General features: G+C 59.2%; 11 protein-coding genes and 1 pseudogene. 3 read left to right on the top strand and 9 right to left on the bottom strand.

The features are described 5' to 3' along the window. Position 1: 1 nt before the first annotated feature. The 4 genes from hflD to ACOZJV_RS30290 form a co-directional block, all read right to left on the bottom strand. Positions 2-625 carry a high frequency lysogenization protein HflD gene (hflD, locus tag ACOZJV_RS30305; RefSeq protein WP_020296739.1) on the bottom strand — a complete coding sequence of 208 codons (624 nt, stop codon included), beginning with the start codon at positions 623-625 and terminating at the stop codon, positions 2-4. Further along, a complete protein-coding gene (gene mnmA / locus ACOZJV_RS30300) occupies positions 622-1,746 on the bottom strand; it encodes a tRNA 2-thiouridine(34) synthase MnmA (RefSeq protein WP_020296738.1) in 1,125 nt (374 codons plus the stop codon). The genes hflD and mnmA overlap by 4 nt, the downstream gene beginning before the upstream one ends. A 71-nt stretch (positions 1,747-1,817) precedes the next feature. Next, positions 1,818-2,264 carry an NUDIX hydrolase gene (locus ACOZJV_RS30295; protein WP_421549202.1) on the bottom strand — a complete coding sequence of 149 codons (447 nt, stop codon included), beginning with the start codon at positions 2,262-2,264 and terminating at the stop codon, positions 1,818-1,820. Positions 2,265-2,337: 73 nt separating this feature from the next. After that, on the bottom strand, positions 2,338-4,563 hold the full coding sequence (locus ACOZJV_RS30290) for an NADP-dependent isocitrate dehydrogenase (protein ID WP_421549201.1): 2,226 nt from the start codon (positions 4,561-4,563) through the stop codon (positions 2,338-2,340). 490 nt (positions 4,564-5,053) lie between these two features. On the opposite strand from ACOZJV_RS30290, the gene icd reads away from it, so the two are divergent. After that, positions 5,054-6,310 carry an NADP-dependent isocitrate dehydrogenase gene (icd, locus tag ACOZJV_RS30285; RefSeq protein WP_020296734.1) on the top strand — a complete coding sequence of 419 codons (1,257 nt, stop codon included), beginning with the start codon at positions 5,054-5,056 and terminating at the stop codon, positions 6,308-6,310. Positions 6,311-6,390: 80 nt separating this feature from the next. Here icd and cspD read toward each other — a convergent pair whose 3' ends face one another. Further along, positions 6,391-6,645 (bottom strand): cold shock domain-containing protein CspD, encoded by a 255-nt coding sequence (gene cspD, locus ACOZJV_RS30280; protein WP_078473631.1) that lies wholly within the window; start codon positions 6,643-6,645, stop codon positions 6,391-6,393. Positions 6,646-6,869: 224 nt separating this feature from the next. Here cspD and clpS point away from each other — a divergent pair, with 224 nt between their 5' ends. Both clpS and clpA read left to right on the top strand, forming a co-directional pair. Continuing rightward, positions 6,870-7,232 carry an ATP-dependent Clp protease adapter ClpS gene (gene clpS, locus ACOZJV_RS30275; RefSeq protein ID WP_020296732.1) on the top strand — a complete coding sequence of 121 codons (363 nt, stop codon included), beginning with the start codon at positions 6,870-6,872 and terminating at the stop codon, positions 7,230-7,232. A gap of 29 nt (positions 7,233-7,261) precedes the next feature. Further along, the gene (clpA, locus tag ACOZJV_RS30270) at positions 7,262-9,532 is read left to right on the top strand and encodes an ATP-dependent Clp protease ATP-binding subunit ClpA (protein ID WP_020296731.1); all 2,271 of its coding nucleotides are present in this window, start codon (positions 7,262-7,264) and stop codon (positions 9,530-9,532) included. Positions 9,533-9,703: 171 nt separating this feature from the next. Here the strand turns inward: clpA and infA are convergent, their stop codons facing one another. The 4 genes and pseudogenes from infA to ACOZJV_RS30250 all read right to left on the bottom strand — a co-directional run. Further along, positions 9,704-9,922 carry a translation initiation factor IF-1 gene (infA, locus tag ACOZJV_RS30265; RefSeq protein ID WP_002553999.1) on the bottom strand — a complete coding sequence of 73 codons (219 nt, stop codon included), beginning with the start codon at positions 9,920-9,922 and terminating at the stop codon, positions 9,704-9,706. A gap of 100 nt (positions 9,923-10,022) precedes the next feature. Further along, the gene (locus tag ACOZJV_RS30260; RefSeq protein ID WP_078473583.1) at positions 10,023-10,730 is read right to left on the bottom strand and encodes an arginyltransferase; all 708 of its coding nucleotides are present in this window, start codon (positions 10,728-10,730) and stop codon (positions 10,023-10,025) included. Positions 10,731-10,787: 57 nt separating this feature from the next. Continuing rightward, entirely contained in the window at positions 10,788-11,468 is a 681-nt protein-coding gene (gene aat, locus ACOZJV_RS30255) for a leucyl/phenylalanyl-tRNA--protein transferase (RefSeq protein WP_078473582.1), read from the bottom strand. Positions 11,469-11,638: 170 nt separating this feature from the next. Beyond that, positions 11,639-11,728, bottom strand: a pseudogene (locus ACOZJV_RS30250) (hypothetical protein); the annotation flags it as partial.

Raw genomic sequence — 11,728 nt, 5'->3', positions numbered from 1 at the left:
CTCAGCTGCTGCGCATCAACGGATAAAGCTCTTTGAGCAATTTGCGACGGCTGATGACCAGCTGCCAGCGATGGCCGCCCAATTGGCGCCACAGGCGTGCCGAGCGGATCCCGGCCAGCAGCAGGGCGCGGATTTTCGAGGCGTTGCTCGGCTGCTGCAGGTTGCGCATGTCGCCGTGCACCTGGATCCGCTGGCGCAGGGTACTCAGGGTGTCCTGATACAGCGCGCCGCAGGCGGCGATCACGTTTTCATGGGCCGGGCCGAAGTGCTCTACCTGGGATTGGATCTGCGGCAGGCGCTTGCCGATGGTCTCCAGCAAGTCTTCGCGCTTGGCCAGTTGCCGCTCAAGGCCGAGCATCGACAGCGCGTAACGCAGGGGCTCGCGCTGCAGAGTGCTGGGGTCGCGCTCCAGGGCGCCGATCAGTGCGCGATAGCCTTCGCGCAGGTTGATGTCGTCACCGCCGTAGACTTCCAGGGTGTCCTTGGGGTCGCGGATCAGCAAGCTGCCGAGCATGCAGCTCAGGCCGGCTTCGGTGACCTGGCCGGTCTTGGCGATCTTGTCGACCAGGACCGCTGCCAGAAACACGCCGCCCAGCGCCGTCAATTGCTCCTGAGTCGGGCTCATGCCTTGCTGCTCCAAGGCTCTGCTACTTCGATCACGCCACCACCCAGGCAAATTTCGCCGTCATAGAACACCACGGATTGGCCTGGGGTCACCGCGCGCTGCGGGTCGTCGAAGGTTGCGCGATAGCCGTTGGCGGTTTTTTCCAGGGTGCAGGGCTGGTCGCCCTGGCGATAGCGGACTTTGGCTGTCAGGCGCCGTGGTTCGCTGAGGTCGACCGGGTTGACCCAGTAGATCTCGGAGGCGAGCAGGGCGCGGGAGAACAGCCATGGGTGGTCATTGCCCTGGCCGACGATAAGCTCGTTGTGCTCCAGGTCCTTGAGCAGCACGTACCACGGCTCGTCGCTGGCGTCTTTCAGGCCGCCAATGCCCAGACCCTGGCGCTGGCCAATGGTGTGGTACATCAGGCCGTGGTGACGGCCGATGATTTCACCTTCGGTGGTTTTGATTTCACCGGGCTGGGCGGGCAGGTACTGCTTGAGGAAGTCGCTGAAGCGGCGCTCGCCGATAAAGCAAATGCCGGTGGAATCCTTTTTCTTGGCCGTGGCCAGGTCGTGTTTCTCGGCAATGGCTCGGACTTCGGGCTTTTCCAGCTCGCCTACGGGGAACAGGGTCTTGGCGATCTGTTCGCCACCAACGGCGTGCAGGAAGTAGCTCTGGTCCTTGTTCGGGTCCAGGCCCTTGAGCAATTCGGTACGGCCGTCGAGGTCGCGACGGCGCACATAGTGGCCGGTGGCGATCAGGTCGGCGCCGAGCATCATGGCGTAGTCGAGGAACGCCTTGAACTTGATTTCCCGGTTGCAGAGGATGTCCGGGTTCGGCGTGCGTCCGGCTTTATATTCGGCCAGGAAGTGTTCGAACACGTTGTCCCAGTACTCGGCGGCGAAGTTGGCGGTGTGCAGCTTGATGCCAATCTTGTCGCACACGGCCTGGGCGTCCGCGAGGTCGTCCATGGCGGTGCAGTATTCCGTTCCGTCGTCTTCCTCCCAGTTCTTCATGAACAGGCCTTCCACCTGGTAGCCCTGCTCGATCAGCAGGAGGGCGGAAACGGAAGAATCCACGCCGCCGGACATGCCGACGATGACGCGCTTCTTTTGGGTGTCAGAAGGGGCTGGATCACGCATAGGAATTCAATGGGTGTCTTGAAAAAGGACGCGATTCTAACAGGCTGAGGCCTGCAAGGCTAAAACTGCGGTTAAAGCGCCGGGCGAATCAGCTCAAGGCTGTGCAGTTGGCCGCCCAGGTAATCATCGACACAACGGATGATCAGCTCGCTGCGCCAGTGTGCGCGTTGTTCGAGCAGTTCGTCACGGGTCAACCAGCGCGGGCCGATTATGCCGTCATCCAGCTGATAGTCCGGGTGATGTTTGAGCGGCTTGGCGGCGAAGCACACGCGCTGGTAGGTCACGCCGTTGCTGGGGGCGGTATAGAGGTAGAGACCGACGACGCCGATCAGCTCCACGTCCCAGCCGGTTTCTTCCAGGGTTTCGCGCACGGCGGCCTGGGACAGGCTCTCGTCGGGATCCAGGTGCCCGGCGGGCTGGTTGAGTACGGCTTGTTCGTCCTGATATTCCTCGACGAACAGGAAGCGGCCGTTGTCTTCGACAATGGTGGCGACGGTGATGTGGGGTTGCCATTCCATGAAAGATGCTCCTGAAAAGGTGCCAGAAGCACAAACCCCGGCGCGCGGCCGGGGTTTGTGGGTTCGGTCTTGCTTACACCAGCGCAGCGATGGCCGCGTTGAGGGTGGCGCTTGGGCGCATGGCCTGGCTCACCAGCTCAGGCTTGGCGCTGTAGTAGCCGCCGATGTCCACGGGCTTGCCCTGGACCGCATTGAGCTCGGCAACGATGGTCGCCTCGTTCTCGGTCAGGGTCTTGGCCAGGGTGCTGAACTGCGCTTGCAGTGCGGCGTCTTCGGTCTGGGCCGCCAGGGCTTGAGCCCAGTACAGCGCCAGGTAGAAGTGGCTGCCGCGGTTGTCGATGTTGCCGACTTTGCGCGAAGGCGACTTGTTGTTGTCCAGGAACTGGCCGGTGGCCTGGTCCAGGGTCTTGGCCAGTACCAGCGCCTTGGGGTTGTTGTAGGTGTTGCCCAGATGCTCCAGGGAAGCGGCCAGGGCCAGGAATTCACCCAGGGAGTCCCAGCGCAGGAAGTTTTCTTCCAGCAGCTGTTGCACGTGCTTCGGAGCCGAACCGCCGGCGCCGGTTTCGAACAGGCCGCCGCCATTCATCAGCGGCACGATCGACAGCATCTTGGCGCTGGTGCCCAGTTCCATGATCGGGAACAGGTCGGTCAGGTAGTCGCGCAGCACGTTGCCGGTGACCGAGATGGTGTCCTTGCCTTCGCGGGTGCGGGCCAGGGTGAAGCTCATGGCTTCTACCGGCGACATCACGCGGATGTCGAGGCCGGTGGTGTCGTGATCCTTCAGGTAAGCCTGAACTTTCTCGATCATCACGCCGTCGTGGGCGCGCATTGGGTCCAGCCAGAAGATGGCCGGAGTGGCGCTGGCGCGAGCACGGTTGACGGCCAGCTTGACCCAGTCCTGGATCGGCGCGTCTTTGGTCTGGCACATGCGGAAGATGTCGCCAGCTTCGACTTTCTGTTCCAGCAGCAGGTTGCCCTTGCCGTCGGTGACGCGAACCACGCCGTCAGCCTTGATCTGGAATGTCTTGTCGTGTGAGCCGTACTCTTCGGCTTTTTTCGCCATCAGGCCGACGTTCGGCACGCTGCCCATGGTGGTTGGGTCGAAGGCGCCGTGTTGCTTGCAGTCTTCGATCACCGCCTGGTAGATGGTGGCGTAGCAGCGATCCGGGATCAGTGCCTTGGTGTCGTGCAGTTGGCCGTCGGTGCCCCACATTTTGCCGGAGTCACGGATCATGGCCGGCATCGAGGCGTCGACGATTACGTCGCTCGGCACGTGCAGGTTGGTGATGCCTTTGTCGGAGTTGACCATCGCCAGGGAAGGGCGTGCGGCGTATACGGCCTGGATGTCAGCTTCGATCTGCGCCTGCTGCTCGGCTGGCAGGGCCTTGATGCGGGCGTACAGGTCGCCGATACCGTTGTTCAGGTTGAAGCCGATTTCTTTCAGTACGTCAGCGTGCTTGGCCAGGGCGTCCTGGTAGAACTCGGCAACGATCTGACCAAACATGATCGGGTCGGAGACTTTCATCATGGTGGCTTTGAGGTGCACCGACAGCAGCACGCCTTGTTTCTTGGCGTCTTCGATTTCGGCGGCGACAAAGGCGCGCAGGGCCTTTTTGCTCATGACGGCGCAATCGAGGATCTCGCCGGCTTGCACGGCGGTTTTTTCTTTCAGGACGGTGTGGGTGCCGTCTTGAGCGATCAGCTCGATTTTAACGCTGTCGGCGGCTTCGATCAGGGCGGCTTTTTCGCTGCCGTAGAAGTCGCCATTGCTCATGTGAGCCACGTGGGACTTGGAGTCTTTGGCCCAGGCGCCCATTTTGTGCGGGTGCTTGCGCGCGTAGTTCTTGACCGACAGTGGGGCGCGACGGTCGGAGTTGCCTTCACGCAGTACCGGGTTTACCGCGCTGCCCTTGACCTTGTCGTAACGGGCCTTGGTTTCTTTGTCGGCGTCGCTGGTGACGGTCTCCGGATAGTCCGGCAGGGCATAACCCTGGTCCTGCAGCTCTTTGATCGCGGCTTGCAGTTGTGGCGCCGAGGCACTGATGTTCGGCAGCTTGATGATGTTGGCTTCCGGCGTAACGGCCAGGTCGCCCAGTTCGGCGAGGTGGTCCGGCACGGCTTTGGCGCCCAGTTGCTCGGGGAAGCTTGCGAGGATGCGGCCAGCCAGCGAGATGTCGCGGGTTTCCACGGCAATATCAGCGGAAGCGGTGAAGGCTTCTACGATAGGCAGCAGTGAGTAGGTGGCGAGTGCAGGGGCTTCGTCGGTGAAGGTATAGATGATCTTCGAACGGGTGGGCATATTCGGATTAACTCTCTTCTTTGCTAAAGCGTGCGCAGAAACTCGAGGTGCGCCGGGTAAGCGCGTTCGTTCAAAGTCGTCCATGAGCCGAATGTCGAGATTTCTTCGCGGTGATGTTGGGTGCATCAGTCGAGCGTCAAGCGGGTGAGCTGCGGTAACAGCTCGGCTTTTCGGGCGGAAAGCCTCGTCTTAGAGAGGTCAGCCGTCGTGACTCTGTGGTCAGCGGCGGCATTATACATAGGTAGCTGGCAAAACGCCGATGGTTCATAGAGGGCGCTACTCGTCCATTGGTCTAAAGGTCGCAGGCGCGGTGGGGGCGTAGAGTCGACCGATGTGCTCAAGTTTGGCGCTTTTCCCTTTGATTTCAGGCTTGTACGCGGCGAACTGTGCAACTTCCCGGCAGATGACGGGAAGCTGAGGTTTCCGTGCAGATTCAACTGGGGTACGCTCGAACGCAGCCAGATGTTCAATCCACACAACGGAGTTCAGCATGGGATACAAGAAGATTCAGGTTCCAGCAGTCGGCGACAAAATCACCGTCAATGCAGACCATTCTCTCAATGTTCCTAACAACCCGATCATCCCTTTTATTGAAGGTGATGGTATTGGCGTTGATATCAGCCCGGTCATGATCAAGGTTGTAGATGCTGCTGTTAAGAAGGCTTACGGCGGCGAGCGCAAAATTTCCTGGATGGAGGTTTATGCCGGCGAGAAGGCTACTCAAGTGTACGACCAGGACACCTGGCTCCCTCAGGAAACCCTGGACGCAGTCAAGGATTACGTGGTGTCCATCAAGGGCCCGCTGACCACGCCGGTTGGTGGTGGTATCCGTTCCCTGAACGTGGCCCTGCGCCAGCAGCTCGACCTTTATGTCTGCCTGCGCCCAGTGCGCTGGTTCGAAGGTGTGCCAAGCCCGGTGAAAAAACCAGGCGACGTCGACATGACCATCTTCCGTGAGAACTCGGAAGACATTTACGCCGGCATCGAGTGGAAAGCTGGTTCGCCGGAAGCGACCAAGGTCATCAAATTCCTTAAAGAAGAAATGGGCGTCACCAAGATCCGTTTCGACGAAAACTGCGGCATCGGCGTCAAGCCGGTTTCCCTGCAGGGCACCAAGCGCCTGGCGCGCAAGGCCCTGCAGTACGTGGTCGACAATGACCGCGACTCGCTGACCATCGTGCACAAAGGCAACATCATGAAGTTCACCGAAGGTGCCTTCAAGGAATGGGCCTACGAAGTGGCGGCCGAAGAGTTCGGCGCGACCCTGCTCGACGGCGGCCCGTGGATGCAGTTCAAGAACCCTAAAACCGGCAAGAACGTTATCGTCAAGGACGCCATCGCCGACGCCATGCTCCAGCAGATCCTGCTGCGCCCGGCCGAATACGATGTGATCGCGACCCTCAACCTCAACGGTGACTACCTGTCCGACGCCCTGGCGGCGGAAGTGGGGGGGATCGGTATCGCGCCAGGCGCCAACCTGTCCGACACCATCGCCATGTTCGAGGCTACCCACGGCACTGCACCGAAGTATGCGGGTAAAGACCAGGTGAACCCGGGTTCGCTGATTCTTTCCGCAGAAATGATGCTGCGCCACCTGGGCTGGACCGAAGCGGCCGACCTGATCATCAAGGGCACCAACGGCGCCATCTCGGCCAAGACCGTGACCTATGACTTCGAGCGTCTGATGGACGGTGCCAAGCTGCTGTCGTCTTCCGCGTTCGGTGATGCGCTGATCTCGCATATGTGAGTGATTGACGGCTAAAACAAAACCGGCCGACTCAATCCCTTGAGTCGGCCGGTTTTTTTATGTCCGGATGCTGGCGAGTCTCAGCTCAAGGCTGTTTCCTGCTGTGTTTCATGGCTGGTTTCGCCTGGAAGCTTGAGCTCGGTAATCTTCACGGCATGCAAGCCCTTGGGGCCTTGAATGATCTCGAAGCTCACGGGCTGCCCGGCTTTCAGGGTTTTATAGCCATCCATGTCGATGGCCGAGTAATGGGCAAAAAGGTCGTCGCTCTTGCCTTCCTCGTTGATAAAACCGTAGCCCTTGGCATTGTTGAACCACTTGACCTTGCCGCTTGCCATACTCATATCCCTCTGCAACAGACTCCATCACTGGAGTATCATCCGTTCATCCGCACTGGGACCTGATAAATAAGGTTGACTGCGCGGACCTTTTTTACCCAATGTGGGCTCTATTGGTTGTAACACCGTTTTGCCGATAGTCAAGGTGACCCGGCGGTCGGAGTTGAAATCGTCCCGAGGTGCCCCCACCACTGTATTTGCACAACTAACGAACCTTTCTTTCCATGCATGCATTCAGCCAGATTCGACTAACATTCAATCAGGATCGCCCGGATCTACACGACGACGATTCCGCTGGCTTGGCTGTACAGGAAGCTAAGCCTGCATTGCAGGCGCCGCCGATGTACAAGGTGGTTTTGTTCAATGATGACTACACACCGATGGATTTCGTCGTCGAAGTGCTCGAGGTGTTTTTTAACCTGAATCGCGAGCTGGCGACCAAGGTAATGCTGGCCGTTCACACAGAAGGACGGGCAGTATGTGGAGTGTTTACCCGCGACATCGCCGAGACCAAGGCCATGCAGGTCAACCAGTACGCCAGGGAAAGCCAGCATCCGCTACTCTGTGAAATCGAGAAGGACGGTTAACGCCGACCACTTGGGTATGAGGTGAAGCTATGTTAAACCGCGAGCTCGAAGTCACCCTCAATCTCGCCTTCAAGGAGGCCCGCTCGAAGCGTCATGAGTTCATGACGGTTGAGCACCTTTTGTTGGCTCTTTTAGATAATGAGGCCGCCGCCACTGTTTTACGTGCCTGCGGAGCTAACCTCGACAAACTCAAGCATGATCTGCAGGAGTTCATCGACTCCACCACGCCATTGATCCCTGTGCATGACGAGGATCGTGAAACCCAGCCAACCCTGGGCTTTCAGCGGGTATTGCAGCGTGCTGTCTTCCACGTACAGAGCTCGGGCAAGCGGGAAGTGACCGGCGCCAATGTGCTGGTCGCAATCTTCAGTGAGCAAGAGAGTCAGGCCGTGTTCCTGCTGAAACAGCAGAGCGTTGCCCGCATCGACGTCGTCAACTACATCGCCCATGGCATCTCCAAGGTGCCGGGGCATGGCGATCACTCTGAAGGTGAGCAAGATATGCAGGACGAAGAGGGTGGTGAGTCTTCTTCTTCGGGCAATCCTCTGGATGCCTATGCCAGTAATCTCAATGAACTCGCACGCCAGGGTCGAATCGATCCGTTGGTGGGGCGTGAGCTTGAGGTTGAACGGGTGGCTCAGATCCTTGCGCGTCGTCGCAAGAACAACCCGTTGCTGGTGGGTGAGGCGGGTGTCGGCAAGACTGCGATCGCCGAGGGCCTGGCCAAGCGTATCGTCGACAATCAGGTGCCTGATCTGTTGGCCAATAGCGTGGTTTATTCCCTGGACCTGGGCGCTTTGCTGGCCGGGACCAAATACCGTGGCGACTTCGAGAAGCGCTTCAAGGCGTTGCTTGGCGAGTTGAAAAAACGCCCACAAGCGATCCTGTTTATCGACGAAATCCACACCATTATTGGTGCGGGTGCAGCGTCTGGCGGCGTGATGGATGCCTCCAACTTGCTGAAACCGCTGCTGTCCTCGGGTGATATTCGTTGCATTGGCTCGACCACCTTCCAGGAGTTCCGTGGGATCTTCGAGAAGGACCGTGCCTTGGCGCGGCGCTTCCAGAAAGTCGATGTGTCCGAACCTTCGGTTGAAGACACCATCGGTATCCTGCGTGGCCTTAAAGGGCGCTTCGAGCAGCACCACGGCATCGAGTACAGCGATGAAGCGCTGCGCGCTGCCGCCGAGTTGGCGTCACGCTACATCAATGATCGGCACATGCCGGACAAAGCCATTGATGTGATCGACGAGGCGGGTGCCTATCAACGGCTGCAACCGGTCGAAAAGCGCGTCAAACGTATTGAAGTGCCACAGGTGGAAGATATCGTCGCAAAAATTGCACGTATTCCTCCGAAGCACGTCACCAGTTCCGACAAGGAGCTGTTACGTAATCTTGAACGCGACCTGAAACTGACGGTCTTCGGCCAGGATGCTGCGATCGACTCGCTGTCTACCGCCATCAAGCTGTCCCGTGCGGGCCTCAAGTCTCCGGACAAGCCTGTGGGGTCCTTCCTGTTCGCCGGTCCTACCGGGGTGGGCAAGACCGAGGCGGCGCGGCAGTTGGCCAAGGCGCTGGGGATCGAGCTGGTTCGTTTCGACATGTCCGAGTACATGGAGCGCCACACCGTATCGCGTTTGATCGGTGCACCTCCCGGCTATGTCGGTTTCGACCAGGGCGGCTTGCTGACCGAAGCGATTACCAAGCAGCCGCATTGCGTATTGCTGCTCGATGAGATCGAGAAGGCGCATCCGGAAGTCTTCAACCTGCTGTTGCAGGTGATGGATCATGGCACCCTGACCGATAACAACGGGCGCAAGGCTGACTTCCGTAACGTGATCGTGATCATGACCACCAACGCCGGTGCTGAAACGGCCGCGCGGGCTTCGATCGGTTTCACCCACCAGGATCACTCTTCCGATGCCATGGAAGTGATCAAGAAGAGCTTCACGCCGGAGTTCCGCAACCGCCTGGACACCATTATCCAATTTGGTCGCCTCAGTCATGAGGTCATCAAAAGTGTGGTGGACAAGTTCCTTACCGAGCTTCAGGCGCAGTTGGAAGACAAGCGTGTGCAGCTGGAAGTGACTGATGCTGCTCGCAGCTGGCTGGCGGCGGGTGGTTACGATGTGACCATGGGTGCGCGGCCAATGGCACGTTTGATCCAGGACAAGATCAAGCGTCCGCTGGCGGAGGAGATCCTGTTTGGCGAGTTGGCCGATCATGGCGGTGTGGTTCACATCGACATCAAGGACGGCGAGCTGACCTTCGACTTCGAGACCACCGCAGAAATGGCGTGATCGCAATCGATGTAAAACGGCCAAAGGCACTGCAAGGTGCCTTTGTGCTATCTGGGGTTTGTGAGTGCGCGGCGTATCGATCTGCGCGGGGTAAGCCGCTCCGGCGCCTGTCAGGCTTTCTCGGCGCGTACAAAAACGCCCGGCATAACCGGGCGTCTTGTATTGACTTGCTTAGCGAGCGCGGTAAGTGATGCGCCCTTTGCTCAAGTCATAGGGCGTCAGCTCGACGCGCACTTTGTCACCGGTAAGAATACGAATGTAGTTCTTGCGCATCTTGCCGGAGATATGCGCGGTTACGACGTGCCCATTTTCCAACTCCACACGAAACATGGTGTTGGGCAGGGTGTCGACGACAGTGCCTTCCATTTCGAAGCTGTCTTCTTTCGACATGCAGTAAAGCCCTCGGTATCCAATGAATGGCCCGGTGCAACTGCGCCAGGCAAAAGCGGCGTGCATTGTGCCCGAAAAATGGGGTTTAAGCCAAGACCTTCTAGCTGAGGGTTGCCCATCTCTGGTTAATCAGCAGCTCAATAGGGCGATATTGGGTCTTATAGTTCATCTTTTTGCAGTTTTTGATCCAGTAGCCGAGGTAGACAGCCTCCAGCCCCAGGCGCAGGGCTTCGCCGATCTGCCAGAGGATCGCGTAGCGTCCCAGGCTGCGCCGCTCTTCGTCCGGTTCGTAAAAGGTGTAGACCGCCGACAAGCCATTAGGCAGCAAATCGGTCACCGCCACGGCCAGCAGGCGACCTTCGAGGCGGAATTCGTAGAAGCGGGAGAACGGCAGGTCGCGCACCAGGAACGTGGAGAACTGGTCACGGCTGGGCGGGAACATATCGCCATCGGCATGGCGCTGTTCGATGTAGCGGCGGTACAGCTCGAAATATTCTTCGCTGAATGCAGGTTTGACCGCTTTCACGCTCAGTTCGCTGTTGCGCTTGAGAATGCGTTTTTGCTGGCGATTGGGCAAAAACTGCGCGACGGGGATGCGTGCGGGAACGCAGGCGTTGCAGTTCTGGCAATGCGGGCGATACAGGTGGTCGCCACTGCGGCGAAAGCCCATTTCCGACAGGTCTGCGTAGACATGCACATCCATTGGCTGGCTAGGATCGAGAAACAGGGTGGTGGCCTGTTCATCGGGCAGGTAGCTGCAAGAGTGGGGTTGAGTGGCATAGAACTTCAAACGCGCCAACTCGGTCATGAGTCAACCCTCGGAATAAGCTTTGAATTAAGTGTAAGCCACAGGTGCAAAAATCGCTCAGCAAACCCACGTGGCGCGGCTGGGTTGATCCAGGTGCTGGCGCAGATAGCCGGCAAAGTCACTACGGGTGATGGCTCGGGCGCCCAGGCTTTGCAGGTGGCTGGTGTGCATCTGGCAGTCGATCAGCACAAATCCCCATTCATGGAGGTGTTTGACCAGGGTGGCAAAGCCGAATTTCGATGCATTGTCGGCTCGGCTGAACATCGACTCGCCAAAAAAAAGCTGGCCCATCGCCAAGCCGTACAACCCGCCGACCAGTTCGTCCTGGTCCCAGACTTCCACCGAATGGGCGTAGCCCCGTGCATGCAACTGCAGGTAGGCCTGCTGCATGGCGTCGGTGATCCAGGTGCCATCGGCATAGTCGCGCGGCGCGGCGCAGGCGCTGATGACCGCGGCGAAGTCCTGATCGAAGGTGACGCGGTAGCGTTGCTGGCGCAGCAGTTTGTTGAGGCTGCGGGACACATGCAGTTCCTGCGGAAACAGCACGGTGCGCGGGTCCGGCGACCACCAGAGAATGGGCTGGCCTTCGGAAAACCAAGGAAAACAGCCATGGCGATAGGCCTGGATCAACCGATCGGCGGACAAGTCGCCGCCAGCTGCCAGCAGGCCGTTGGGGTCGCGCATGGCCTTTTCCAGAGGAGGGAAATCAAGGGTGTTGCGTTGGAGCCAGGTCAGCATGGTATTCAAACTTGCGGAAGGGGAGGGCGGTGGGGGGGGGCGCCGGCCCCCCCCCCCCCCCCCCCGCGCCGGGAAATTTGAGGGGGAAAATAATAATCCGCGAACCCCCCCCCCCCCCCCCCCCCCCCCCACAGGAATTTTTTTAATGATACGGCGACCACCGAGATCTACACGTGGCGCGGCTTGAGCACGTATTTTTCCACCAGCATCCGCGAGTCGCCGAACGACGACTGCGCTTCACGCTGGGCCGACGCCAGGGC

The organism is Pseudomonas sp. QD4 (assembly GCF_049199125.1).
Classification (GTDB): domain Bacteria; phylum Pseudomonadota; class Gammaproteobacteria; order Pseudomonadales; family Pseudomonadaceae; genus Aquipseudomonas.
Note: the sequence above shows the minus strand (reverse complement) of the source record. Positions and strands in the feature narration are given on the sequence as shown.